The 26,926-nt window shown below is 36.8% G+C and carries 18 protein-coding genes; 12 read left to right on the forward strand and 6 right to left on the reverse strand.

The genetic code is table 11. The annotated features are described in order from the left end of the window. Positions 1–61: 61 nt before the first annotated feature. The 4 genes from WNY98_RS02900 to WNY98_RS02915 all read left to right on the forward strand — a co-directional run bounded on the left by WNY98_RS02900 (position 62) and on the right by WNY98_RS02915 (position 4,752). Positions 62–1,135, forward strand: coding sequence for an ornithine cyclodeaminase (locus tag WNY98_RS02900; protein ID WP_342877075.1), 1,074 nt, complete (start codon positions 62–64; stop codon positions 1,133–1,135). Further along, complete coding sequence (locus WNY98_RS02905; RefSeq protein ID WP_342877076.1) at positions 1,132–2,043, forward strand: arginine deiminase-related protein; 912 nt, start codon at positions 1,132–1,134, stop codon at positions 2,041–2,043. Before WNY98_RS02900 ends, WNY98_RS02905 begins: the two co-directional genes overlap by 4 nt. 126 nt (positions 2,044–2,169) lie before the next feature. Further along, positions 2,170–3,576, forward strand: a complete 1,407-nt coding sequence (locus WNY98_RS02910; protein ID WP_007377576.1) for an alanine/glycine:cation symporter family protein — start codon at positions 2,170–2,172, stop codon at positions 3,574–3,576. A gap of 129 nt (positions 3,577–3,705) precedes the next feature. Continuing rightward, entirely contained in the window at positions 3,706–4,752 is a 1,047-nt protein-coding gene (locus WNY98_RS02915) for a patatin-like phospholipase family protein (RefSeq protein WP_342877077.1), read from the forward strand. A gap of 6 nt (positions 4,753–4,758) precedes the next feature. Here the strand turns inward: WNY98_RS02915 and WNY98_RS02920 are convergent, their stop codons facing one another. Together WNY98_RS02920 and WNY98_RS02925 are read right to left on the reverse strand one after the other, a co-directional pair. Beyond that, the gene (locus WNY98_RS02920) at positions 4,759–5,445 is read right to left on the reverse strand and encodes a hypothetical protein (protein WP_342877078.1); all 687 of its coding nucleotides are present in this window, start codon (positions 5,443–5,445) and stop codon (positions 4,759–4,761) included. 403 nt (positions 5,446–5,848) lie between these two features. Then, the gene (locus WNY98_RS02925; RefSeq protein WP_024597891.1) at positions 5,849–6,412 is read right to left on the reverse strand and encodes a YSC84-related protein; all 564 of its coding nucleotides are present in this window, start codon (positions 6,410–6,412) and stop codon (positions 5,849–5,851) included. Positions 6,413–6,560: 148 nt separating this feature from the next. Between WNY98_RS02925 and WNY98_RS02930 the strand changes: the two genes are divergently transcribed. Beyond that, positions 6,561–7,772, forward strand: a complete 1,212-nt coding sequence (locus WNY98_RS02930) for a tyrosine-type recombinase/integrase (protein ID WP_294119960.1) — start codon at positions 6,561–6,563, stop codon at positions 7,770–7,772. Then, positions 7,772–8,965 carry a cation:proton antiporter gene (locus WNY98_RS02935; RefSeq protein WP_294119962.1) on the forward strand — a complete coding sequence of 398 codons (1,194 nt, stop codon included), beginning with the start codon at positions 7,772–7,774 and terminating at the stop codon, positions 8,963–8,965. Before WNY98_RS02930 ends, WNY98_RS02935 begins: the two co-directional genes overlap by 1 nt. Before the next feature lie 152 nt (positions 8,966–9,117). Here the strand turns inward: WNY98_RS02935 and WNY98_RS02940 are convergent, their stop codons facing one another. Next, positions 9,118–12,165, reverse strand: coding sequence for an FAD-binding and (Fe-S)-binding domain-containing protein (locus WNY98_RS02940; protein ID WP_342877079.1), 3,048 nt, complete (start codon positions 12,163–12,165; stop codon positions 9,118–9,120). A gap of 145 nt (positions 12,166–12,310) precedes the next feature. Here WNY98_RS02940 and WNY98_RS02945 point away from each other — a divergent pair, with 145 nt between their 5' ends. After that, on the forward strand, positions 12,311–12,520 hold the full coding sequence (locus WNY98_RS02945) for a hypothetical protein (protein ID WP_342877080.1): 210 nt from the start codon (positions 12,311–12,313) through the stop codon (positions 12,518–12,520). 69 nt (positions 12,521–12,589) lie between these two features. Here WNY98_RS02945 and ppsA read toward each other — a convergent pair whose 3' ends face one another. After that, a complete protein-coding gene (ppsA, locus tag WNY98_RS02950) occupies positions 12,590–14,965 on the reverse strand; it encodes a phosphoenolpyruvate synthase (RefSeq protein ID WP_024597886.1) in 2,376 nt (791 codons plus the stop codon). 157 nt (positions 14,966–15,122) lie between these two features. Here ppsA and WNY98_RS02955 point away from each other — a divergent pair, with 157 nt between their 5' ends. Further along, on the forward strand, positions 15,123–15,932 hold the full coding sequence (locus WNY98_RS02955; RefSeq protein ID WP_024597885.1) for a pyruvate, water dikinase regulatory protein: 810 nt from the start codon (positions 15,123–15,125) through the stop codon (positions 15,930–15,932). 63 nt (positions 15,933–15,995) lie between these two features. Here WNY98_RS02955 and WNY98_RS02960 read toward each other — a convergent pair whose 3' ends face one another. Then, positions 15,996–17,345: a 3-deoxy-7-phosphoheptulonate synthase class II gene (locus tag WNY98_RS02960; protein WP_024597884.1), complete on the reverse strand. Its 1,350-nt coding sequence runs from the start codon at positions 17,343–17,345 to the stop codon at positions 15,996–15,998. Positions 17,346–18,106: 761 nt separating this feature from the next. Here WNY98_RS02960 and WNY98_RS02965 point away from each other — a divergent pair. Next, entirely contained in the window at positions 18,107–18,982 is an 876-nt protein-coding gene (locus WNY98_RS02965) for a DNA replication terminus site-binding protein (protein ID WP_342877081.1), read from the forward strand. 69 nt (positions 18,983–19,051) lie between these two features. Here WNY98_RS02965 and WNY98_RS02970 read toward each other — a convergent pair whose 3' ends face one another. After that, positions 19,052–20,266 carry a hypothetical protein gene (locus tag WNY98_RS02970; protein WP_024591590.1) on the reverse strand — a complete coding sequence of 405 codons (1,215 nt, stop codon included), beginning with the start codon at positions 20,264–20,266 and terminating at the stop codon, positions 19,052–19,054. A 773-nt stretch (positions 20,267–21,039) separates the two neighbouring features. On the opposite strand from WNY98_RS02970, the gene WNY98_RS02975 reads away from it, so the two are divergent. The 3 genes from WNY98_RS02975 (at position 21,040) to WNY98_RS02985 (ending at position 26,809) form a co-directional block, all read left to right on the forward strand. Beyond that, the gene (locus WNY98_RS02975; RefSeq protein ID WP_024597882.1) at positions 21,040–22,278 is read left to right on the forward strand and encodes an AAA family ATPase; all 1,239 of its coding nucleotides are present in this window, start codon (positions 21,040–21,042) and stop codon (positions 22,276–22,278) included. A 15-nt stretch (positions 22,279–22,293) separates the two neighbouring features. Next, the gene (locus WNY98_RS02980) at positions 22,294–23,256 is read left to right on the forward strand and encodes a transcriptional regulator (protein WP_342877082.1); all 963 of its coding nucleotides are present in this window, start codon (positions 22,294–22,296) and stop codon (positions 23,254–23,256) included. A gap of 406 nt (positions 23,257–23,662) precedes the next feature. Then, the gene (locus WNY98_RS02985) at positions 23,663–26,809 is read left to right on the forward strand and encodes a DEAD/DEAH box helicase (RefSeq protein ID WP_342877083.1); all 3,147 of its coding nucleotides are present in this window, start codon (positions 23,663–23,665) and stop codon (positions 26,807–26,809) included. The last annotated feature ends 117 nt before the right edge of the window (positions 26,810–26,926 follow it).

Here is a 26,926-nt window from a genome sequence, read left to right on the forward strand (position 1 = left end):
GCATGCGGCCTCGCTAAACTTGTTTTAAATTAACTAATACATTTATTTAAGAGGTTTCAATATGAGTCATTTTATAGCACAGCCAAAACAAGGCGTTCCGTTTGTTAGCGTTCAGGCAATGGCTAAGCTTATAAATAGCTTAGGTATCGAAAACGTTTTGTTAGAGCTAACACATAAATTAGAAACCGACTTTGCCCGTTGGAAAGAGTTTGATAAATCACCTCGTTATGCAGCACACTCACCAGAGGGTGTAATAGAGTTAATGCCTGTGAGTGATGGCCAGATGTTCAGCTGTAAATATGTAAACGGTCACCCAAAAAACACCTTTCGAGAACTTCAAACAGTCGCTGCATTTGGTATTTTAGCCGATGTAGATAGTGGTTATCCGGTAATGATCAGCGAAATGTGCCTACTAACAGCGCTACGTACAGCGGCTACATCGGCGCTGGTGGCTAAGTATTTAGCACCAAAAAACTCAACAACACTTACATTAATTGGTAATGGGGCACAGTCTGAGTTTCAGGCACTGGCATTTAAAGCTGTATTGGGCATAACCCATATTCGTTTATACGATATAGATGCAAACGCGTCTAAAAAAGCATTTACTAATTTAAGTGCTTATGGGTTAAACGTAACTATTTGTAATAGCGCACAGGAAGCTGTGCAAGGTGCGCACATTATTACAACCTGCACCGCCGATAAAACCAATGCTACAATTTTAACAAACGACATGATCCCACAAGGTGTGCACATTAATGCCATAGGTGGCGATTGCCCAGGTAAAACAGAGTTAGATGCTAAATTACTCGAGCGCGCTAATGTATTTGTAGAGTACGAGCCTCAAACTCGAATAGAGGGCGAAATACAACAAATGAGTGAAAGCTTTGTTGTAACTGAGTTTCATAAAGTCGTTAATAAGCAATCGCTTGGCCGTACTAGCCAAGACGAATTAACTATTTTTGATGGTGTAGGCTTTGCGAGCGAAGACTTTACAGCGCTTGTATTTATACGCGATCAACTTATTAAAAGCGGTGAATTTACATTGCTCGATTTAATTACACAGCAAGCCGATCCGCGCAACTTGTTTTCGGTACTTAATACAGAGCAAACATCAGCACAAGAGCACGTAGTATGAGCCACGTAAATCAAGCTCCGAGTGCGGTTGTTATGGTACGTCCGCATCACTTTACGTCTAACCCACAAACAATGCTCGACAATGCATTTCAAAGTGAATGCTTAGCACCAAATCAAAGTGAACAAGCATATAACGAAGTCACAAATGCAGTAAAATTATTAAAAAATGAAGGGGTAAAAGTTCACCTTTTTGAAGATGAGCAAACACAGACTCCCGACTCTGTGTTTCCAAATAATTGGTTTTCTACTCATCAAAGTGGGGAATTAATAATCTACCCAATGTTTGTAGAAAACAGAAGGTTAGAATATCGAAAAGATATTATTGATTTTTTAACGGATCACTATAAAGTGACGGTTGTGACTGATTATGCGCATTTAGCGAAAGAAAATTCATTCCTAGAAGGCACTGGCTCACTGGTTCTCGATCATCAATATAAACTGGCTTATGCAGCAAAATCTAAAAGAACAACTCAATCGGTTGTTAATACAGTTTGTAATTTGCTCGCATTAAAACCCGTTATATTTAATGCATATGATGAAAAAGGTACAGCGGTATATCACACTAATGTATTAATGTGCGTTGCAACTGAGTTTGTAATGGTTGGCTTAAACATGGTGCCAAGTGAGGAGCGTAAAGCGCTAGTTACTCATTTTTTACAAAGCCACCACGAAGTAATTGATTTATCACTCGATCAAATTAATCAATTTTGTGGTAACGCCATAGAGTTACAAGGTGACAATGGCCGTATTTTAGCGTTATCGCAAACAGCATTTAATGCGCTCACAACAGCACAAATAGCAGTCATACAAAAAACGGCTAAGCTTGTACCGTTACCGATTCCTACCATTGAGTCGGCTGGTGGATCAGTTAGATGCATGATTGCAGGAGTTCATTTGCAAAACAAATAATGTATAGTTTTAAGGCAGCAAAAAGTATGGCTGCCTTATTCGTCCAAAATTTAAGTCGATGTCGTAAGCAAAAGCCGTTATATCCGCAACAGGATACTAATATAAAAATATAAGAAGGAATTAGCAATGTTCGATACCGTCGTCAAAAGCGTAAACAACCTTTTGTGGGGAGAAGGTCAGGTACTTATTTATATACTCTTGTTTACGGGGGTATGGTTTTCAGTACGACTAAAAGCAATTCAAATACTTAAATTTAAACATATGTTTAGCCTTTTAAAAGGCAGTAGCAAATGTAAAAAAGACGACATTTCATCATTCCAAGCATTGTGTACAGGGCTTTGCGCACGAGTAGGCACTGGTAATTTAGCCGGTGTGGCTGTGGCAATTTCACTTGGCGGCAGCGGTGCAATATTTTGGATGTGGGTAATAGCCATATTGGGTATGGCTACAGGCTTTGCCGAAAGTGTACTTGGGCAAGTATATAAAGTGCGCGATAGTGGCGGCGAGTTTAGAGGGGGCCCTGCGTATTATATTCAACAAGGTTTGGGTAGCCGGGCGTTTGCAATTGTGTTTGCTGCGTGTTTGTTTTTAGGTTACGGCTTTACGTTTAGCGCAATGCAAACTAACACAATTACCGACGCACTTAATTACGCGTTTGAAGTTCCTACATTTTATTCAGGCCTGGTTATTACCGTGCTAGCCGGCTCAATTATACTCGGTGGCTTTAAAGCAATTGCCCGGTTTGCAGAGCGTGTTGTACCAATAATGGGCATTGTGTTTGTACTTGCTGCGGTAATTATTACGATTATAAATTTCACGCAAGTACCCGCCATGCTTAAAGATATATTTTTATCAGCGTTTGGTTTACAAGAAGCTGGGGCTGGTGCAATGGGCGCAGCCATTAAAAACGGTATACAACGTGGTTTATATTCTAATGAAGCCGGTGCAGGTAGTGTTCCGCATGCTTCAGCAAGTGCCAGCCCAATTCCTAACCACCCTGTAACGCAAGGTTACATACAAATGCTAGGCGTATTTTTCGATACAATAGTACTGTGTAGCTGTACCGCGGTGATCATTTTATTAGCCGATATAGACATAAGCGGCGAAATGGAAGGCATTCGTTTAACACAAAGCGCGATGACTGCTCACTTAGCACAAGGTGGTGTTTACTTTGTAGCAGCCGCTATTACTTTATTTGCTTTTACATCGGTAGTGGCAAACTACGCCTATGCAGAGAGCAACTTGCACTTATTTAAGCTCGACAACAAAGTAGGGCGCGGTATTTACACTTTGCTTTATTTATCAATGATGTTGTGGGGCGCGTCGGCCACTTTAAAAGAAGTCTGGGATTTAGCCGATATTGCCTTAGGGTTAATGACAGTGGTTAACGTTATCGCTATTATACTGTTAACGCCGACTATTTTGTCTGTTACGAGCGATTACCACGCACAAAGAGACAAAGGCTTAGAGCCCGAATTTAAAGTAAAAGATGTAAAAGTACAGGGCAAATGCGAAGACGGCATTTGGGACTAACTCAAGCACACTTAACTATAAAAAGCGGTTTTATGGCAACATAAAGCTGCTTTTTATTTTGCATAAGTATTCACTTTCAGTGTTGTAAAAATAACTGAAGAAACTAAAATTTAAGGCATAATTTTTTAAATGATCGAGATTCACGCAGGTAAAACCGCAGCAAAAATAATAAACGAACAAGGTTTTAAACCTGAACTTTTCACCTCTTTTTTAGGTGCAAGTGGCGGTCCTAAATGGTTTACATTATTTGGCTTAGATAAATATATTTTTGGTGAGTTTTTTAAAAACCGTACTAAACCACTTAATTTAATTGGCTCATCTGCCGGGGCTTTTCGCTCTGCGTGTTTTGCACAAAACGATCCCGTTGCTGCCATTGAGCGCTTAGCAAAATCGTATTCGCAAACTAGGTACTCAAGTAATAAACCAACACCAAGTGAAATAACAATAAAAGCGCGCGCATTACTTGAAGATGTTTTTGGCGATAACGGAGTAACCGAAATTATAAATAACCCAATATTTAAAGCGCACTTTATTGTAGCGAAATCGAATGGCTTTATTGCCAGCGAAAATAAATTAATACAGTTAATGGGTTTATCAAAAAGTTATATGTTAAACCGCGTTAACCGAAAATTATTAAGCTCGCAGTATGAGCGTTTTATATTTGGCCCAGCAACAAGTGACTTATCAATTACCGATACCTACAATTTTAAAACACAAAACATAGCGCTTACTCAAAATAATTTAAAAGATGCATTACTTGCATCGGGTTCAATACCGCTTGTTATGCAGGGCATAAAAAATATTGCAGGCTCGCCGCAAGGTATATATCGCGATGGCGGAATAATTGACTACCACTTTGATTTAAAAATTAATAACCCAGGCTTAATTTTATATCCGCATTTTAATAGCGAGCCAAAAGCAGGGTGGTTCGATAAAAATTTAAAACGTAAAGTATCACCACTTAATTACGACAACGTAGTAATGATCAGCCCATCAAAAGAATTTGTAGCAAGCTTACCTTACGGAAAAATCCCAGACAGAAACGACTTTATCGATCTTGATGCTGATACACGTGTTAAATATTGGAATACCGTGTTTAGTGAGTCTGAAAAATTGGCTGAAGTATTAAATGAGAGATTAAATAATAATTTAGTCTCTTATTCATTCACCGATTAAAATTTATTATTCAATGTACTTCATTTTATTCTTATATTTTTTAAGGTTTTCAATATATGTGAGGTAATCTTTAAAGTCAGAATTAAAATTTCCGAATACAATAAGAGGATCTGATTCAGCATCATTTGAACTATAAAGCTCAAATTTATAAAGAGTTACAGATTTATGAGCAAGGTGTACAAAAGAGACTAAATCAGAGCTCAACAAAGGTAGTATCGGCGTTAGCTGGTCAAGATGAAACTTTACTCTTGCTAATTTAAAATCAAAAAACTCGTACCAATTCGCTTGCTCATCAAAGATATTAAATGGTGCAGGTTCATTTGTATTCACTAGCTTGCTATTTAATTCTGTTATATCTGCTTCGGATAAACTATCATCTTTATTTATATTCAATTCTTTTTTAATATATGTGATTAAGCTATCGTGCTCATATAGAGCATAATCTAGATGCTTATAAGCAATATTATTCATCGTAATATCAGTATCGACTTGCCTAATATGTACTATTAAAAAATAAAACACGCTACTAGACAGGAAAGCTAAGCAAAGTTTATTATATACATTTTCAAAAGTCTGCCCCCAACTAATAAAAAGAGGGATATTCTCAGAATAGGTATCAATAATAAAAATTGAAATGATAGATATAAAAATACCAAGGTATATCTTTTTACTAAGTAAAATAAAATACTTCATAGCTTTAAGTTCAATAAAATAATGGGTTTACTATCTATTAAAAGGATATATAAATCAATTAAATATTCAATAGGCGGTCTCCAAGTAACGGAGGTCTATAAATAAGAGTTCGAAATTTTTTATTGCATAATTTTTAAGGAGTTCATATTTGTAAGAAATGTTTGGAAATGTTATTACGATCAAGCTAATTTATTAGTTATCGCAACTGAAAATAGGTAACTTTTTACAATCAGAAAAATTTAATTATCGATTAAAGTTTACTTAGCCTAATAAAAGCAAAATTCTTAAAAGTTAGATGCATATCAACAATACCCATAAATTACGTTATGTTAAATTGCATGTATTTTAATAAAGCGAGCGTGATTGTACAAACCAGCTCGCTTTTAGGAGAGTAATTTGGTGGTTAATTAAGCTCTGAATCTACCCAAAACTTAGTTCCTTTTAATACGGCTTGTAGTGCAAGGCCATTTTCGGTTACAGAATATACAGTAACTTGATCTGCAATTGCTTCGGCAACCAGTGCACCGCCTTTATCTTCATATTTTGCTGCCGCATCAGCGTTTCCGCCAAATGCCCAACCATGTTCAATAAATCTATTTAATGCAGCTTGGTTATGAAAAACCATTACAACATTAAAATCTTTTACACCTAAGCCAAGCCCTAAACCGGCTTCGCCCATATTCATGTAAGTCGATTTACCCGTAAGGTTATTTTTAACTACGCCGTAACCGCCACCAAAACTAGCTAAAACAACATTTACGTTAGCGTTATCAAAAACGGCGAAACCAGCAGAATTAGCAATTTGTTTTTTAACATCAGGTTTTTCAGCGTATAATTTATCTAACGTGTTTGCTTTCATACTTTGTACAAGTGAACGTTTTTCGCTTGGTGATGCACTACCCGTAGTCGCACAACCAGTTAACGCAACAGTTAAAGCAAGTACGCTTAGTATAATTAGTTTTTTCATAACTTTTCCTTAATAAGATATAGCAACCAACAAACATAGAATAATTACAGTATTAAAATAATTAGAGCTTTACTATGTCCAATACTAGACAGTATCGGACTTTAACGTTATTCTGTAACTCTATTATTTAATTGAATATTTATACATTATGCTTGTTGCTTTGGTTGATACATTAAAACAATTAAGATATCAAATTGCCCATCTAGATGACGGTACTCTAAATTCAGAGTACCCAGAACTTGCATCCTTTATACAGGAAGTTGGCTTGACTGTAACTGAATCAAAGGTCGATCTGATATTCTTATATCAGTTTTTGTATGTTTATGGCCGAAAATCAGAAGCCACTTATAGTCGTTTTCGAAATGAACTCGAACGCTTTTATTTATGGTCGTGGTTAATAGCAAAAAAATCAGTATTCGATTTAAAGCGTGAAGACATTGAAGCCTACGTTGATTTTATGGTCGAACCCGATAAAGCCTGGGCTGCCACTTCAGTGCAATGGCGTTATAAAGATGAGCAAGGTATTCGTCGATTAAACCAAAATTGGCGCCCTTTTATGCTTAAAGAATCCATTGCAAGCCAACAAACATTATCGTCTATGTTTACAGCATTAAATGTTTTTTATAAGTTTGCTTTACTAGAAGAAAAAACATTTGCTAACTTTGTCCCTGTCGTTAAAAAAAATAGCCCGTATTTAGTTGTTCAATCTCAAATTCAAATTCCAGACACATTAAGCGATATTCAATGGGAATACGTTTTTGGTGTAACGCGTGATTTATGCGAACATAACCCTGATTTAGAGCGAAACTTATTTACGCTTGCCTGCTTAAAAGGTCTTTATTTACGAATTTCAGAATTATCTGAGCGCCCGCAGTGGTCGCCGGTAATGTCTCATTTTTGGCAAGATAATGATGGATTTTGGTTTTTACGTATAATGGGCAAAGGTAATAAATTACGAGATGTAACGTTAAGTGATGATTTTGTTGAATATTTAAAACGCTATAGATTATATAGAGGTTTGTCTGCCCTTCCCCGTGTTGATGAGTCAGATCCACTGGTGCATAAAATTCGTGGCCAGGGTGGAATGACCGTAAGGCAAATCAGGCGTTTAGTTCAACAAAGTTTTGATTATGCGCAGCAGTCATTACTTGATGATGGTTTTAAAGATGATGCTGAACAACTCGGTGCTGCAACTGCACATTGGCTTCGTCATACTGGTGCCACACATGATGCGCAAACTAGACCGCTTAAACATTTATCAGAAGATTTAGGCCATTCTAAAATTGCGACTACCGATCAAATTTATATTCAAACAAATATTAAAGAGCGAGCAAAATCAGGACTTAAAAGGAAAATTTAATGGAGTACTTAGTAATAGCATTTATAGGCGGACTATTTTTAATTTATTCTTTAACACTTCGCCAGTTAGAAAAAACAGAAGTAACAGGTCCGATGTTTTTTGTTGTCGGCGGAATATGTTTAGCTATGTTACTACCCAATGAAGGGCATAAAATAAAAGAAGGTGTCGATCTCTTACTACCTTTTATAGAACTCACGCTGAGTATATTTTTATTTTCAGATGCAGCTAAGTCAAAGTTAAGTGTTTTAAGGCATAGTTTTCAGTATCCTAGTTTATTATTGTTTATTGCCCTGCCCTTAACTTTATTGCTAGGCATTGCCGTTGCTTTATTTTTATTTGCTGAGCTTTCACTTATTCAAGCAGCATTGCTCGCTATTATTTTAACACCTACCGATGCCGCATTAAGCAAAGGGCTATTAGCAAGTACACAAGTGCCCGAAAAAATTCGTGAAGGAATAAATACAGAAAGTGGTTTGAACGATGGTTTGTGTGTACCTGTATTTTTAATATTTATATTACTCGCTAAAAATCCTGATTCAGCTATTACTGCGACGCAAACACTAAGCGTATTTAGCCGAGAGCTTGGTTTGGCTTTATTAATAGCAATTACAAGTATCGCTATTTTTATACCGTGTTTAAATTTTGCTATGAAGCGCCATTACTTTGCACAAAATACGAGTCCGTTTTTATTACTCGGTTTTGCTATGGCTGTGTTTTCTGTTACTCAGTATTTTCATGGCAGTGGGTTTATTGCGGTATTTATTGCAGGCTTATTGTTTGATAAATTCTCAACAGATGAAGTAAGAACAGAATTAATTGAAGACTCAGAACACATAGCAGATTTTACATCGCTAATGATTTGGTGCTTGTTCGGGTTTGTTTGCGCTTACTTAGTCATTCCTAAATTAAATGCTGAAATTATAATTTACGCTTTGTTAAGTACAACATTAATTAGAATAATTCCAGTTATGTTGTCACTACAGTTTACGGCATTGAATATTAAAGAGCGTTTTACATTTGCGTGGTTTGGACCAAGAGGTTTAGCATCAATTGTTTTTACATTGATGGTTATAGATACTCAAATAGAAAACAAATATCAAATTGCGACAATAGCAATGACGACTATTTTATTTAGTGTATTTATACACGGCATTAGCACTAAACCTATTGCAGATAGCTTTGCTAAAAAGTAGTTTTTAAAACAGTTATTTAAATTAGATAATTAAAATAATAGATTTAAAAAAGGCATAACGATTACTTTCATTATTGATGAAGTTAATTGTTACGCCTTTTTTGCTTAAGAACTAATTTAATAAATCTATTTAAGTACTCTTATTTTATAAAGTTATTTTAGAGCTTGAGCTAGTAATTCAATTGGGTGTTTTGGTTTAAACTTTTCAAAACGTTTAACTTGGCTACGACACGAAAAGCCGGTAGATAAAAGTTGCTCTGGTTTGTTTTTATCTACAATTGGTTTCCAGCTCATTTCGTAAAGCGCACGTGAGTTATCTTGATTTTGAGCTTCGTGGCCATAAGTTCCCGCCATTCCACAACAACCTGTATTTGTTGTTTTTAATGTTAAACCAATATCATTAAAAATTGTTTGCCATACATTTGCGGCTTTTGGCAATGCGGTTGTTTCAGTACAGTGACTTAATAATGAAAATTCGGTATCAGTATTTTGTTTGGCAGTTAACCCTTTGAATGATTGTGTTTCTAACCACTCATGCGCAAGTTGCACGTTAAATTTGCCACGGTTATTTTCTAAAATTGTATTATATTCATCGCGATAACACATAACGAGTGACGCATCTAAACCGACTAACGGTGCATTAATGTCATTTAGTTTATTTAAAAACTCGGCGGCATTTTTTGCAGTTACTTTAAACTCATGCAAAAAACCTTTTACGTGTTGAGGCTTACCATTTGGTTTAAATGGTAATAGCATTGGTTTTTTACCAAGCTGGGTTATTAAAGTAATAAAGCTTTCCACTAGTTCTGCTTCGTAAAAACTCGTAAATGGGTCTTGTACTATTAATACGTATTCGCTTTGTTGTTCTGCATTTAATTTATTTAATAAATCAAAATCAAATTGTTGTACTTTAGTAACACGCTTTGAAAGTGCTGGAATACTTAACTGTGGTGTATCAACATAACCAACGGTTTTTTTAATAACATTACTGACTAATGATGTTTTAACAATTGGGTTTATAACTTTTGCAAATTTTGCCATTAATGGCGCGCTATTTTCTATATTGCCAACAAGGTAATCTTTTAACGGGCGCGCATAATAACTATGATAATAATTTAAAAAGCGTGAACGAAAAGTAGGAACATCTACTTTTATTGGGCAGGCAGTTGTACATGCTTTACATGCTAAACACTCATCCATTGACGCTTTAACTTCGTGTGAAAAGTCGTAAATACCTTTTCGTTTTTCGCGGCTATGAACAAAACGTTCCCACCAGGTAATCACTTCACCTTTATTAAGCTGTTTTTCTACTTCGAGCAAATCTACATTTTTTGACTCTTGCAGACGAAGCCATTCGCGCATTAAACTTGCACGTCCTTTTGGTGAATTACGACGATCACCAGTCACTTTATACGATGGGCACATAGGTGAGTTTTCATCGTAATTAAAGCATATGCCATTACCATTACAGGTCATTGCATTGTTAAAACTAGTTTTAACTTCTATTGATATTTGCTTATCGAAGTGCGATCTCTTTTGTCCATCCACACTAACTAGTGAGTCTTCACTATCAATAGGAGTGCATATTTTGCCGGGGTTAATTCGGTTGTTAGGATCGAATGCTGTTTTTATTTTACGAAGTTGGGTATATAAATGCTCACCAAAAAACTCAGGGCTATATTCACTACGATAACCTTTACCGTGTTCGCCCCACATTAAACCGCCGTATTTAGCGGTGAGTTTTACTACTTGATCTGAAATAGTTCTAAGTAGTTTTTCTTGTTCTGGGTCGCACATATCAAGTGCCGGGCGTACGTGTAAAACCCCTGCATCAACATGACCAAACATACCATATTGTAAATTATGACTGTCGAGCAGAGCTCTAAATTCGACAATATAATCTGCTAAGTTTTCTGGTGGTACGGCGGTATCTTCTGCAAAAGCGAGCGGTTTTTGACTGCCTTTAACATTACCTAATAAACCCACTGACTTTTTACGCATTGCGTAAATTTTTAGTATGTCGCTTTTATCACTAGTTAACTGATAACCAATAACGCCATTAGTTTGATTTTTTACGCATTCATCTAGAAGTTTACAAAGCGTGTCTACTTTGTCTTTTATATCATCGTTTGATACTGCATTAAACTCGACCATGTTAAGGCCTTGCATATCTTTATTTGGTACGTCGGTTATTAAGTCCGATACTAAATTCCAAATGATATCTTCGCGCGCTAAGTTTAAAACTTTGCTATCAACTGTTTCTACTGATGTTGCGCGTGCATCGACTAAAAATGGTGAATGGCGTAATGCTGAATCGAAACTATCGTACTTAATATTAATAAGCGTTTTAAACTCGGCAATAGGCGTCAGGTTTAATTTAGCTTCAGTTACTATACCTAATGACCCTTCTGACCCGGTGATTAGTCGGCTCATGTCAAAAGTAAGTAAGTCATCACTTAGTACATGCTCTAGGTCGTACCCGGTTAAAAAACGATTTAACCGAGGAAACTTAGCTAAAATAGCAGCGCGTTCATTAATCGAAATATCTAAAACTGTTTTATATAAATTGCCAATAAGTGAGTCTTGGTCGGCTATAATTTTTGCTTTATCGATGTCGATTGGTGAAGTGCACATAGGTGTGCCGTCAACTAAATAAGTTGTCAACCCTAAAACATGGTCGCTTGTTTTGCCGTAAACTAACGAACCTTGCCCCGATGCGTCAGTACTTATCATGCCACCAATAGTTGCCCTGTTACTGGTAGATAAATCGGGTGAGAAGAAAAAGCCATAAGGTTTCAAAAAATCATTAAGCTGATCTTTTATGACGCCAGTTTGAACCCGTACCCAGCCTTCTTCTACATTAATTTCAATAATTTCGCGCATATAGCGTGACAAATCTACAACAATACCAGGTGTTAGCGATTGACCGTTAGTACCTGTTCCACCGCCACGAGGACCAAACGTTAATGATAAAAACGGGTCACGAGATGCTGTTTGCAATGCGAGTTGAATATCTTTTTCGTTTTTTGGAAAAATAACACCTTGCGGTATTTGCTGATACACACTGTTATCGGTTGAAGCAGTAATACGCGTTGCATAACTTGCATCGGTATCTCCGGTAAAACCTTTATTTTTAATGGTACTTAGGTAATTAGCGACAAGTTCTGTCGCGGCATCTTGCTGTGTAATTGTTGCTATCATGACGGCGATATTTTAGGGCATTTGACTAATTATATCATGGTGATGGCGAATAGAAATTGAAGATTTTACAGTTTGTAACACTCTTTTAGTCGATTTTAATCCAGCTTAAATTATACTCAAGTTAACCATTAGCGAGGCGTGTTATATGAAAAAATTACTATTACAGATCATTGGTGTGTTATTTATTTTGCTAGGATCATTTTTTGCTATTGTACCTGGTCCATCACTCATATTTTTTATGGCGGGTTTATTATGTTTTTCGCCTTACTATCCTAAAGCACGACATTACTTATCACTGTGCCAAAAGGCATTAACTAAGTCGTGTGCCTATTTGGATAAAAAATTAGCCCGCTAATTTACTTTTAATTTAACAAATAAAAATGCCAGCAATAAATTGCTGGCATTTTTATAGCTTACATACTTGTTACTTTGCTAATTTTTTAGCTAGGTACAACCATGTTTCTATTACTGTATCTGGGTTTAATGAAACAGAGTCAATGCCCTGCTCTACTAACCATGCTGCAAAGTCTTCGTGATCTGAAGGACCTTGTCCACAAATACCAACGTACTTTCCTTTTTCTTTAGCTGTTTTAATAGCCATAGAAAGTAGCTTTTTAATTGCTGGATTACGTTCATCAAATAAATGTGCAATTAAACCAGAGTCACGATCAAGACCAAGCGTTAGCTGTGTTAAATCGTTAGAGCCGATAGAAAAACCATCAAACATTTCTAAAAATTCATCAGCAAGTAATGCATTTGAAGGAAGTTCACACATCATGATTACTTTAAGACCATTTTCGCCACGTTTAAGGCCATGCTCTTCTAGTAGTTCAATTACGCGTTTGCCTTCTTCAAGGGTACGTACGAATGGGATCATGATTTCTATGTTTTGCATATCCATTGTATTTCTAACGCGTTTAATAGCTTCACACTCTAGTGCAAAACAATCGCGGAAATCTTCTGAGATATAACGTGCGGCACCACGAAAACCAATCATTGGGTTTTCTTCTTCCGGCTCGTATTGCTGGCCGCCAACTAGGTTTGCGTATTCGTTTGATTTAAAATCAGACATACGAACAATTACACGCTCTGGTGCAAATGCACAACCTAGAGTAGAAATACCTTCAACCAGTTTTGTTATATAAAACTCTACTGGTGATTCGTAACCGGCAATCATATCTGTGATTTCTGCTTTTAATGCATCTGTTTGAGCATCAAAATTTAATAATGCTTTTGGATGAACGCCAATCATACGGTTGATAATAAATTCAACTCGCGCAAGGCCAACACCTGCATGCGGTAAGCGTGCAAAGTCAAATGCACGATCGGGGTTACCCACGTTCATCATAACTTTCATTGGTAGTTCTGGCATTTTATCAACGCGTGACGTTAGTATTTCAAAATCTAAAATACCTTCGTAAATAAAGCCGGTATCGCCTTCGGCGCACGATACGGTTACTTCTTGACCCGCTTTAATTAAATCAGTTGCGTTGCCACAACCAACAACTGCTGGAATACCTAGTTCACGTGCAATGATTGCCGCATGACATGTACGCCCACCACGATTTGTAACAATCGCTGCTGCACGTTTCATGATTGGTTCCCAATCAGGGTCGGTCATATCGGTTACTAAAATGTCGCCTACTTGTACCTGATCCATTTCTTTGATTGAATCAAGAACACGAACAACACCGCTACCAATTTTATGACCAATTGCACGGCCTTCAACAACAACGTTGCTAGTACCGTTTAATTGAAAACGTTCCATAACGTTAGCGTCTTCGTTTGAGCGAACAGTTTCTGGACGAGCTTGAACGATATATAGTTTGCCGTCGTTACCGTCTTTTGCCCATTCGATGTCCATTGGACGACCGTAATGTTTTTCAATGATTACAGCTTGCTTGGCAAGGTCTTGCACTTCTTCATCTGTAATCGAAAATTTATTTGAAAGCTCAGGGGCAACATCAACGATGTCTACTTGCTTACCATGTGCTTTGTCTTCTGAGTAAATCATTTGAATGGCTTTAGAGCCAATGTTACGCCGTACTACTGAAGGTTTGTTTTTTAGGAGTGTTGGTTTATGAACATAAAACTCATCAGGGTTAACTGCGCCCTGTACAACCATTTCACCTAAGCCGTAGCTTGATGTAATAAATACAACGTCTTCAAAACCAGACTCTGTATCAATACTAAACATTACGCCAGATGCTGATTTATCTGAACGTACCATGCGTTGAATACCCGCTGATAATGCTACACCACGGTGATCGTAACCTTGGTGAACACGATACGAGATTGCACGGTCGTTAAATAATGAAGCAAATACGTGTTTAATAGCGACCATTACTGAATCGATACCAACTACGTTTAGAAAAGTTTCTTGCTGGCCTGCGAATGATGCATCTGGCATATCTTCAGCGGTAGCTGATGAACGCACTGCAAATGAAACATCTGCTGTAGTGTCGCCGTGGAGTTGGCTATATGCGTCGCGAATGGCTTGATCTAGGTTTGGTTGGAATGGTGTGTCGATTATCCATTGGCGGATGTCTGCACCGACTTTAGCGAGTGTATTTACATCATCAACATCAAGTGTATCTAGAATGTCGTGAATTTTTGCTGTGAGTCCTGATTGATCTAAAAACTCATTAAAAGCATCTGCGGTAGTTGCGAAACCACCCGGTACTTGTACACCAGCGTTTGCTAGGTTTGAAATCATTTCACCAAGTGATGCGTTTTTACCGCCAACTCGAGGAACATCTTGCATACCAAGCTCTTGATACCAGAGAACGTATTCTTGCACGGATCTTTCTCCAAAAAAAACTAATTGTAGGTCTAACTGTGAGAGTTAAGAAAGAAAACCTTTTATAAAGGTCACCATCATTCTACACTGGCAATAGTCCTCACGTAAACCGTGAGAAACCCATTTTAGGGATTTAAACGCAATAAAAAGGTTAATTATGAGAACTGCTTTTTATATATCAGATGGAACAGCTATTACTTCAGAAGTGTTTGGGCATGCTACTTTGTCGTTGTTCCCTATCGATTTTAATCATAAAACAATTCCATTTGTAGAAACTGAAGAAAAAGCCCGCGAAATTAAAGCATTAATTAATGCGACAGCTGCAAAAACCGGCGAAAAGCCTTTCGTGTTTTTTACTTTTGTAAATCATAGTTTGAGTGAAATTATAAAATCGGCTGATGCAGTGACCTATGATTTTTTAACTACATACAGCGAAAAAATAGAAAAAGAACTAGATGTAGCCCCTGTTCCAAAAATGCACCGCACGCATTCTATTCATGAAAAAAGTTATGATTTTAGAATTGATGCAGTTAACTATGCTCTTATGAATGATGATGGCGGCAATATTAAAAACTTTTCTGAAGCTGACATTATTTTAATTGGTGTTAGCCGAAGTGGTAAAACACCAACCAGCTTATACTTAGCGCTACAATATGGCATTAAAGCGGCTAACTATCCTATTACAGAAGAAGACTTAGATAATGAGGGTTTACCTAAGTGCTTAATACCTTATAAACATAAGTTATTTGGGCTTACGATTGACCCTGAAAGACTTGCGGCTATAAGGCATAGACGTATGGCTAATTCTAAGTATGCATCTATTAAACAGTGTCGTATTGAGGTGCGTGAAGTAGAAATGCTTTATAAGCGTCATAAAATTGCTTACTTTAATTCTACGCATCATTCGGTAGAAGAGATATCTGCAAAGATACTGACAGAGACAGACCTAGAGCGACGTAAGTACTAACTAATTGATGAGACTAAAAACAAAAAAACCGCATTTAAGCGGTTTTTTTAATATTAACAAATATTATTTACGTGCGTCTTTTAGTAAGTCAGCTACTAAAAAGCCTAACTCTAATACTTGGTCGGCATTAAGACGTGGGTCACACTGCGTTTTATAACGCTGTGCTAAGTCATCGTCAGATAAACCGTAAGCACCACCAGTACACTCTGTTACGTGCTGGCCTGTCATTTCTAGATGAACACCACCTGCGTATGAACCTTCAGCTTTATGAACTGCGAAGAATTGGCTGATCTCGCGCATGATATTGTCGAAGTTACGCGTTTTGTATCCTGACGTCGCTTTTTCAGTATTGCCGTGCATTGGATCAGAGCTCCAAATTACTTTACGACCTTCTTGCTGAACTTTTCTTACGAGGGCTGGAAGTTTTTCTGGTAGTACGTCTGCACCCATGCGTGTAATTAGCGTTAAGCGACCAGGAATGTTATCTGGGTTTAATGCATCAATTAAACGAATTAGGTCATCAGGTTCCATACCTGGGCCAACTTTAACACCGATAGGATTTTTAATACCTTTGAAAAACTCAATATGTGCATGGTCAAGTTGACGTGTACGCTCACCAATCCATACAAAATGAGCAGAACAATCGTACCAGTCACCTGATAAGTGGTCGCGACGAGTAAGCGCTTCTTCGTAACCAAGTAGTAATGCTTCGTGAGAGGTATATAAATCAGTTTCTTTTAAGCTTGGCGCAATTGTAGAGTTAATTCCGCACACTTCCATAAATTCGAGTGCGTCTTGAATTTTGTCTGCAAGTTGTTGGTATTTTTCTTTAAGTGGGTTTGCAGCTACAAAGCCCATGTTCCAACGGTTAACCTGGTGAAGATCGGCAAGGCCACCTTGTGCAAATGCACGTAATAAGTTTAATGTTGCCGCGCTATGGTGATATGCAGTCATTAAACGTTGTGGATCTGGGATACGCGCTTCTTCCGTAAACTCAATATTATTAATGATGTCGCCACGATAAGATGGTAAAGACACACCATTAATTGTTTCTAAGTCTGCTGAACGTGGTTTAGCATATTGACCCGCCATACGCGCAATTTTAACTACAGGGCATTTACCGCCGTAAGTTAATACAACAGCCATTTGTAAGATTGTTTTGAACGTATCGCGAATATTAGCGGCATTAAAGTCACTAAATGATTCTGCACAGTCACCACCTTGAAGTAAAAATGCACGACCTTCGCACACGTCTTCAAGTTGTTTAAATAAACTTCTCGTTTCTTCAGCAAAAACTAAAGGCGGAGCCGTCTTTAATTGGCCTTCAACTGATTTTAGTATTTCTTGATCTGGGTACTGTGGTTGCTGCAGTATTGGCAGCTCTCTCCAGCTATTTGGGTTCCACGATTGCATGTTCTTTCCTCATTCCTACATTACCTGATAAGAAGAAATTAACGTATGCAGGCACCTAAGTTCAAGGACTAAATTCACTATTTACTAATTATTTAGTTATGAGGTAAGTATTTATGAGGTTTATAGCCAAAAATTGAATTATTGCCACTTGATAAGTTTGTTTTTAATTTAATTTAAAACATTATAAAACAATGAGATAAAATACAATTGGTTATATTTTAGCTACTTGGAGATAGAATGTAGCAAAGTAACATTAGTGAACAGTTTGATTGAGAACACATCATGCTTAAACTCAATCTATTGTAATCTTAACTTTACAGGTTAAATAAAATATTATATCTATCAAGTAGGATGTTGTTAAATTGTGTGATAAGGCGTTACATAGCTACATATAATAAGAGATGAGTATTTTCAAGGTATGCGATTGCTTATGCGTATGGCGTTCTCAATACTGTTCCACTATTTAAATAATATATCAGCAGAGTGTTTCACCTTTTAAGTAATAGTTTAATTAAGATGTTGTACATGTTTTGTTGGTTTGCCGCCTCTTGCATTCCCCTACTATGCTTTGCTTTGCTCCTGACTGCATGCAATCGTATACGCGCTGCTTAACTATATTAAAAAGCACAGTTAAAAGAACACATCATACTTATTTGATTTAAAATTTAAATCTTAGCACTGAGTAAAACTTAGTAAAAAATAATCAAATAGCTAAGAAATATGCGATAATCCTTTTAAGTAAGATGTGTTCTTGGTGGGTTATGGTAAGTAAAGTTCAAATTAGAAGTCAGTTCGATTTAATGAATGAACTGACGGTAAGGTTAGTTGAAGAGCTTAAAGAATGTGACTATTCAAAAGCTGAGTATTATCGACTTCCTGATATTAGTAGTCTTAATGAGAATATTGTTCCAGAGTCAATTATCACCGAAAAAATATCTGGTGACATAGCCCATAGGGCTATTCTCAATTCGTTTACCGATATTTATAAAAAAGAAGGCTTAAGTAGTCGTGTATTAAAGCGCCATCCCGGTTTGTTAGTTATAAAAAATGCTAATAAAGAAGCATTAAATAACCGAATTGCTCAAGTAAATAAAGCTAAAGCAGACTTTAAAGCATGCATAGTTGCAATAGATAATAACGATGCTCGTTTTGAAGCTGTTCATAATGCGATGCCGAATTTAATTACACTTGCTGCATATCGCAAAATTCATTGTGAAAGTGACTCTCCATTTTCAGTTAGATTTACTTGGATGCACAAACACGCAACAAAAACGCTAACAAAAAAAATGGCTCTCGAGATGCTCGATAAATCGGCCGGTTATAGAAATCCAAGAATGATTGATCAACAAAAATGGCAATCACTTGTAGCTCAAGAACAGTTACGAGTTGCCAGCTTAGGTGAAAAAGAAAAACTAAGGATTCGTCGCCCCACTCGTGTAAGCCCACAAGTTAATGTGAGATATACTGCACAAAACCGCTATCATGTTAGTGCCGCATTGCCCTTTATTTTGATTAATCCAGAGCCAGACGTAAAATTAGGTATATTACCTGACTATCAAAAACCAGAAGCTCACCCGCGTAAACGCGAGTACGATTTTTTAGTCGATAGGCTATATTTAGAGCAGGTAGATCGATAGTGATTATGTTAAAAAGGCCACAATATGTGGCCTTTTTGGTAATGTGTTTAAGTATTTAAATAATGTTTATTACTTTTCTACTATCTCTTCGATTTTATCTTCATCAATCAGCACTGCATTTTCAACAATTCGTTTACCACCTTGAATTTCAATGCGTTTGTTGTGTTTATTCAGTGTAAGTATTTCATCACAAAACTGATCAGATGGATGCATTTCGTAGGTGTAATCAATAATATTACCTGTTTTATCATCTTTTACATTAGTAATACTGTATTCTGATATTGCGCCTTTTTCAATCAAGTCTTTCATAGTAGTGGTCATATCACGACGCAGCGCTTTTAATTTATTTTCGGTAATATCATCCGTTGAATAAATAGAGCCATATTTTTCCATGATAGACAGCAGTCTAAAATGATAAGTTTTACCTGGCGCAGCATAACGCCAAAGATGATACAAACGCAGCATCATCCAACGCGATAATCCACGTTTTAATTCTTGTGCACTATTAAAGTAATAACCTTTGTATTCAAGGTTATCAATCATGTTATGAACAAATGCATTTAAACAGGCGACACATTTTACATTGCCACCCTGACCCTTCTTGCCGCTAAAATGAAGTGACGATAAAAAGTTCATATTTGACTCGTAAAACGAATCATCTATATCAGAATTTTTAGTATCTGTTGCAGAATATTTAAACGAAAGTTTAGAACCTTGCAATGCTTCAAGAGATTCTTTAATTGCAGGATATGGCATAGACTGCCCTACCGCTTTAAGCTCTTGGGCTAATTCGTTCATAGAAAAAACAACCGCGTATTGAATACCGGACTTAAAATTAATTTTGACTATTTTGCCTTTAGAGGCCAAACGAATAAGTGCGCGTTCAACTTTTTCTTCTCTATCTGATGGCCAGACAAGGTATTCTACGTCTTCGCCATCTTTGCGCGTACTTACAACAGCGGGAGTTATTTTTATTTCGCCATCGTATAAAATACCATCTACTTTTTCAGATATTTTACGCGTGATAATTGTTTTTTTAGGTGCTTCTTCAAGTGGTAATTTTTTATAGCCAGAACGTACAAAACGTCCCCACAAATCATAATGATTAAACGTGTTTGAATATGCACGTAATCCATGAGCTGCATTTTCAATAGAAATTCGCACGTCTTTGTTATCTGTAAATAGTGCTAAACTTTCGTTATCTATTGCACTTTCCACCCCGTGGATTTGGCCCCTAAGTGTATCGGGCAAGTTATCTACCGAGATGTTGACCTTTCGGCTCATTGTTCTTATTTCCATTTTTATTGCGACAGCTCATAACAACACATTAAGCAGCAAAAGTTAAATGTTTAAGTTAGTATAAAAGTGATCTGACTTTAAATAAAAGGCTTAGATCACTATTTTACTAAGTGGAGTCCATAACTTCTTATTTCAGATCATATTTATACTAACTGAGCTATTACAAATCTCTTTTTTACTAACTCAGCTGTTATTTTGTCCATTACAATCGCTTTATTTTAAAATTTAGCACGACAAATTCATGTAAAAATAAATCGCCCTGTGGATAAAGCCTTATCGAGTTAGCATAGATCTGATCTGTACCAAGTACAGATCAGATCTATACTAATTAAACGTACCTTTTGATGGTGGCACAAGTGCATAACTTTATAATTTACTTAGTAAAAAGCTGATCTACGAAGCTCTTTTTGTTCATAACTTTATGCGCAACCTGTGCATAACTCTATTTTAAAAATAGGCCTTAGTAAAAAGCTGATCTGCAGGTAGATAAAGATCTGATCTTAACCAAGTATAAAGCTGATCTGCTTTTTTAAACATTGTTTATATAAATCATTATGTTATGTGTCAATTTAAAGCCCTTAACCTTTATTACCTTATATATTTAAGCACCTTTAAACTTCTTTATTTATACTAAGCAATATTAATGGTGTAAAAGTATTTTTAAATGTCTTGTTTTTAAAATGCATGTCGTCTTAAATAGTTGTTTACAGCAAATTGAATGGACATTATACTAACTCCCTAACTTTGAGGAAGAAAGTATGTCTATCAATAATAACGCGTTAAGTACCTACCGGCTTTTAAAAGCAACTGCCGAAGTAGCTGAAAAATCATTAGAAGGTCGTATTCAGCACTATCGTGCGCATCTTAAATCAGAAGAAAAAGAATTAAGAACCTATACGCAAAAAGCAGCCGCAGATTTATTAGGTTGTAATAATCGTACTTTAAAAAGGCGTCATGACAATGGCGACTTTGATGATTTAAACATTAAACGCGGTGCTAATGGACATTATGCTTACACGTTAGTAAACATTTTTGCCATGGCTGATATTATGGATATTAAACCAGATCATCGTACTGGTGATGACAAACTTCAAGTTATTGTTATTAACTCCCTTAAAGGCGGCTGTGGTAAAACAACTAGTATGGTTAATATCGCAGCAGCGCTTGCGACGACAAATATTAAGCGCTATCGCATTGGTATAATAGATTTAGATCCTCAAGGTTCTTCTTCAAGCTTTTTTCCTTCAAGTGAGCATGACCCTATTACTGTTGGTGATTTAATGCGAGATTGTATAGATTTAGATGAGGGCGAAACATGGCCTGAATTTGTATCTAATTCATTTTTACCAACGCATATCCCAAATATTCGTGTTTTGCCTTCAGGTATGGATGATTTTTACTTTGAGCACGAAACGGCAACATTACTCAAAGATACCTCAAATTATGAGCAAACTCGTCACTACCATAAGTTACTAGAAAAAGTTATTGACCCTGTTAAAGATGAATTTGATATTATCTTAATTGATACAGCACCTACCCTTAACTTTATGTTTTATAATGCATTAATGGCATCTACAGCAATGTTGATCCCTGTTCACCCAGAAGCTGTAGATTTTGACGCTAACAATAAATATTTAAAACGATTAGGTGAGATTTACCATACCGTAGCGGCACTAGGCCACGAAGGTTGGGACTTTATGCAGTTTTTAGTTACCAACTATGTAAAGGGTAATCACTCACAGCGCGATATCGTTAAAGATGTCCGTAGTGCATTTGGTCGCCAAGTTATGAGCTACCCAATTAATCACAGCTCGGCAATTACAGCAAGTTCATCATCTTTTAATACTATTTTTGATCAAAAAGCGTCAGACAGCTTAGCAAGTCGTGAATCGTTAATGCGCGCCCAAGAAAATATTAAAGATGTGGTCGATGAACTAGAGATGCTTATTCGTTCAAATTGGCAGTCAACTCAGTCAACACTCAATTCCCCTAAGTAAGGATGTTAAATAAAAATGGCTAAAAAACGTAAAAATGACACCCGCTTAGATCCTTTTGCAACCGCTGTAGGTAGCAGTAGCCTTGACGCATTATTAGAACAGGCCAATGCTGGCGATGTAATTAGAATGCCGGCACCGAGCGATCCTGGGCGCCAGATAACGCTTGTTTGTAAAGTGATCTCACACGCTGATATTGAATCTACTACAGGTGTATATGGTAAAAACCGCCGTGTACAGTCACTGCTAAACGAAAAGTCAGTATCAGATATTCTTCCTGCGATTCGTGATGATGGCCGTAATCAGCATCCTGCTCTACTTTGGGATCAAGGTGAAACAAGCTTAGTTTTAGCGGGCTCTCGCCGTCGTATGGCGTGTATTTTAGGTAACGCAGATTATTTGGTACTTAGTTCAAGCGATTTTACTGATCAAGATGCTAAAATTTTAGCCGTATCTTCAGATCAGTACATTGCCCCGAGCTTATGGGAGCTAGGACAAGCTTACCAACAAACAAAAAATGAGTTAATTGAACAAGGTAAAAAAGGATCTTACAGAGAAATAGCCGCCATTGAAGGTGTATCGCACACTGCAATTGCAGATGCCATCAAGGCGTATGAGCAAATACCTGCCGATGTTATTGCGCTTTACCCTACTGCAAATCATGTAGGTCGTGAAGTAGCTAAAAAGCTTGTGAGCGCAAAGGAGCGCGACCAAGAGGCGTTTAAGCAATTGGTTTTAGCCCTAGCTAGCGATGAAGAGCTAAATGCGATCACAAGCGACGACAAGCGTGCAATGGCAATCACTAAATGCTTAACAGCTGAGCCACAAGTGGCCGTTAAACGTGAAGCTGTACTAGAAAATAAATTTATATCAGTACAACGCAATTTAAAAAGCGGCGATGTGTCTATCAAAATTGACAATAAAGTGATGACAGACAGACGCTTAGAGCAATTAACTAAGTTATTAAGTGCTTTTAATTAGTTAGTTAAATAATGATCTGTCAGTCTCGTTTACTTAGTTAAATAGTGATCTGACAGATTGTTTTGTTAGTAAAAATCTGATCTTTACTAGCGAAATTCCTCTTCAAACAACCATATTATCTCTTCAAGATCACTTTTTTACTAACTGCTCCCTTCTTTTTAGCATCACTTTCTTGATTTATTATTATGGTTAGTAAAATCGTGATCTGTAATACCTAGATTATTCTTTGTACTTATATGCAGGGTCTATCATTTAGCTAAATTTTATACTGATTTTTACCTATAAACCGGTTTTTTACTAAGCTATCAGCTCCAACCAGTTTATAACTTGTTAATAGTGCTTTAGCTCAGAGCACATAAGGCATATACTGGCAGAATTATTTTTAAAATTTAATGCTTAGAGTGACATGTCTGCTAACTTATCAAAAAATGATTTAATGGCTATTTTTGAAGAAATTAAAAATGAGCAGGCTACCCAGTTTCCTCTGTCTGAACGCTTTATTAAAAAACTTTTCCGTCAAAATGTCCTAGATAAAGGAAAAGAATATTATAAAAAAGGCCAGATCACTTGGTTAGAACACACGCCTAATTTTTCTGTTGTTGACTCTACTGTTCAAGTGGATAACGGATCATCGTTTAACCAACGTATTGAGATCAGTAAAGTACCAACTGGTTATTCTGTTGATACGCACTGTACATGTAATGCAAAAACCAAATGTCGACACTTGGCCGCTATTTTATTTAAGCTTAAAATTGAGCATTCTGGTGAGTACGGCGAAGATTACTTTATTAATGACTGGTTTAGCGAATTAAGCGCACTTAAAAGTGGTGAGCACAATATACCTTCGCAAGTGTTATTGTTTGTATTAGATATTGAAAATAACAAAGTATTTTTAACGCCTAAAATAGCGAATGTTGAGACTAAAAAGAATTATACATTAGGCCGAAACTTAACCGAGCAGCAGTTAAATAGTTTTGTAACGCCGAGTGATTTACTCGAAAGTGACTTTAGATTATTTAGTTGGATACGCTCACAAAATGCAGTGGGAAGTATTGAGCTAAAAGGTCAATGGGGCTTTAGTGCCTTACAACAACTTATAGCTACAGAACGCTTGTTTTTTCAGCGCTCTCGAGTACCAATAAAAGCACAATCGGGCCAAGCATTAAGTTTTAGTTGGGAGCAAGATAAAGACCTTTCTCAATTAGTTATTAAGCTTGAGCAAACTCAAAACTGGGCTTTATTAAAAACAACACCACCTACTTACCTCGATTTGGATCATTTAAAAGCGGGTCGTCTTCGCACACCATTAAGTGCAGACGAAATAGCACATTTACAAACTATGCCTGCTTTGCACGATGCTAATTTTGATCGAATTTACAAACAACTTGCCGATAATTTTGGCGCAGGTGTAATACCTCATCCTACTAACTTGCAGCCAACGTTACCTAAAATCTCTAGTAATGCTGTTTTAAAAGTAACGATGGGCGATCAAGGTTTATCACTTTCGTTATTATTTAAGTATAAAAATAAAAATTATTTAGCGGGTTCTGCACCTGCAAGTACTATTAATAGTGCTTTTGAAAATACAGTAACGAATGAGCTAATAAACCTAGGATTTGAATTTTGTAAAGGGGGTTTACAAAGTGAACTTGTATTTACAAAGCAATCTCCTATCCATTTGCATTGGCTTATATACGAAGTATTTCCTGGTTTTAAACAACGTGGTTGGCAGGTAAGTGTAAGTAAAGTAACGAGTCCTAATCCGCAGTGTGAAGTTAGCTTACATGTACACCGTGCTGCAGGGCATCAAATGCACTGTAAAGTACTGCTATGTGATGCAAAAGCAGCTCTTTTATTTACCAATACAGATCCGCTATATCAGTCGTTAAACCGACAAAGTGAGTTATTTTACTACTATCCGCTCGGTCGTGAATTTGGAGTTATTAATAAGTCTGCAATTAACTTATTAGATGAATTTAAAGAGCGTTTTGAGTTTGTAAAAACACGGGACGAATTTAATATTCCGCTTTCGTATTTGCCAGAGCTTGTAAAGCACACAGCCATAAACGTAGAGTTGCATGACGACTCGCTTGAGCGATACTTGCAAGAGCTAAACAATACCGATACCGCAATGCCAAAGGTTTCTTTACATGGCTTGAATGACTCGGTAACCCTTCGTGAGTACCAACAGCAAGGTGTTGACTGGCTTAGTTTTTTAAAGCGTCATAAATTAGGTGGTATTTTAGCTGATGACATGGGGCTTGGGAAAACACTGCAAGTTATTGCGTTTTTAGCGAGCACGTTTAATCGTCCGCAAGCGGGTCCTACACTAATTGTATGTCCAACTAGCTTGGTGAGTAATTGGGAAAATGAAATTACTAAGTTTGCTAAAAGTTTAAAAGTTACCACTATATTTGGATCAAACCGTAACGAACCTTTACAACACTTAGCACAAGCCCAATGCATACTCACTACATACCCATTGTTAAAACGTGATATAGCTTATTACTCGCCTTTATATTTTGAAAATATAATTCTCGATGAAGCTCAATACATTAAAAACGATACCGCACAGGTGTCGCGATTAGTGAAACGTTTAAATGCCGACTTTAAACTTTGTTTAAGTGGCACTCCAATCGAGAATAATTTACTTGAGCTCAAATCGTTACTCGATTTTGCTATGCCATCTTTACTTGGTTCTCAAGCGCACTTTAAGCTGCATTTTCAAACGCCTATTGAGCGTGAAGCTGATATGGAGAGAGCTGAGCAGTTAAAAGCGTTAATTATGCCCTTTATAATGCGCCGCACTAAAGCACAAGTAGCGCAAGAGCTTCCCGAAAAAACAGAGCTAACTAAAGAATTTGAGTTTGAGCCTAAGCAAAAAGAAATGTATCAGGGCATTACACGTTCATTAGAAGAAAAGCTAATCGACTTATTTGCTGAGCAAGGTGCACAAAAAAGTAAGCTTGCATTTTTAGAGGCGTTATTAAAACTTAGGCAAATTTGCTGTCACCCTAAATTAATAGATCCAGATACTCAGGCTGGTTCTGCTAAGCTTGAATGGTTAACAACACACTTACCGCTTATGTTAAGTCTCGGTCGTAAAATTATTATATTTAGTCAGTTTACATCGGCACTCGATTTAATAGCCCAACGCCTTGAAGAAACAAATATTAACTTTAGTATGCTTACAGGCCAAACGCGCCACAGAGATAAAGTAATCGACGAGTTTACCAGTGGTAAAACATCTGTGTTTTTAATTAGCTTAAAAGCCGGCGGTACAGGCCTTAACCTAACACAAGCCGATACCGTTATTCACTTTGATCCATGGTGGAACCCTGCTGTAGAAAAGCAAGCGACTGATAGAGCTTACCGTATTGGCCAAACTAACCCGGTATTTGTTTATAAGCTCATAATGAATAATTCAATAGAGCAAAAAGTATTTAAAATGCAACAAGACAAACAAGCTCTTGTAGATGCGTTATTTACTGATAAATCAATGAGCTTTACTAAATTTGATGAGCAACAAATGTTATCGCTAATTAAAAGTTAAATTGCTCTAAAAAGTTTTGATATTTTTATGAACTTAATTTAAAAAGTGGCGTCTACTATTATGCTTGTTGATTAATTGCAGTTAATACAAGTTTTCATGTTGATTCCCCCCATTTAG

Origin of the sequence: Pseudoalteromonas sp. AS71, from assembly GCF_038900275.1 — a bacterium.
Taxonomy (GTDB): domain Bacteria; phylum Pseudomonadota; class Gammaproteobacteria; order Enterobacterales; family Alteromonadaceae; genus Pseudoalteromonas.

Bases quoted from the DNA above. Each gene is read 5' to 3' on its own strand.
- WNY98_RS02900 (WP_342877075.1), top strand. From the start codon at position 62: ATGAGTCATTTTATAGCACAGCCAAAACAAGGCGTTCCGTTTGTTAGC.
- WNY98_RS02905 (WP_342877076.1), top strand. From the start codon at position 1,132: ATGAGCCACGTAAATCAAGCTCCGAGTGCGGTTGTTATGGTACGTCCG.
- WNY98_RS02910 (WP_007377576.1), top strand. From the start codon at position 2,170: ATGTTCGATACCGTCGTCAAAAGCGTAAACAACCTTTTGTGGGGAGAA.
- WNY98_RS02915 (WP_342877077.1), top strand. From the start codon at position 3,706: ATGATCGAGATTCACGCAGGTAAAACCGCAGCAAAAATAATAAACGAA.
- WNY98_RS02920 (WP_342877078.1), bottom strand. From the start codon at position 5,445: ATGAAGTATTTTATTTTACTTAGTAAAAAGATATACCTTGGTATTTTT.
- WNY98_RS02925 (WP_024597891.1), bottom strand. From the start codon at position 6,412: ATGAAAAAACTAATTATACTAAGCGTACTTGCTTTAACTGTTGCGTTA.
- WNY98_RS02930 (WP_294119960.1), top strand. From the start codon at position 6,561: ATGCTTGTTGCTTTGGTTGATACATTAAAACAATTAAGATATCAAATT.
- WNY98_RS02935 (WP_294119962.1), top strand. From the start codon at position 7,772: ATGGAGTACTTAGTAATAGCATTTATAGGCGGACTATTTTTAATTTAT.
- WNY98_RS02940 (WP_342877079.1), bottom strand. From the start codon at position 12,165: ATGATAGCAACAATTACACAGCAAGATGCCGCGACAGAACTTGTCGCT.
- WNY98_RS02945 (WP_342877080.1), top strand. From the start codon at position 12,311: ATGAAAAAATTACTATTACAGATCATTGGTGTGTTATTTATTTTGCTA.
- WNY98_RS02955 (WP_024597885.1), top strand. From the start codon at position 15,123: ATGAGAACTGCTTTTTATATATCAGATGGAACAGCTATTACTTCAGAA.
- WNY98_RS02960 (WP_024597884.1), bottom strand. From the start codon at position 17,345: ATGCAATCGTGGAACCCAAATAGCTGGAGAGAGCTGCCAATACTGCAG.
- WNY98_RS02965 (WP_342877081.1), top strand. From the start codon at position 18,107: ATGGTAAGTAAAGTTCAAATTAGAAGTCAGTTCGATTTAATGAATGAA.
- WNY98_RS02970 (WP_024591590.1), bottom strand. From the start codon at position 20,266: ATGAGCCGAAAGGTCAACATCTCGGTAGATAACTTGCCCGATACACTT.
- WNY98_RS02975 (WP_024597882.1), top strand. From the start codon at position 21,040: ATGTCTATCAATAATAACGCGTTAAGTACCTACCGGCTTTTAAAAGCA.
- WNY98_RS02980 (WP_342877082.1), top strand. From the start codon at position 22,294: ATGGCTAAAAAACGTAAAAATGACACCCGCTTAGATCCTTTTGCAACC.
- WNY98_RS02985 (WP_342877083.1), top strand. From the start codon at position 23,663: ATGTCTGCTAACTTATCAAAAAATGATTTAATGGCTATTTTTGAAGAA.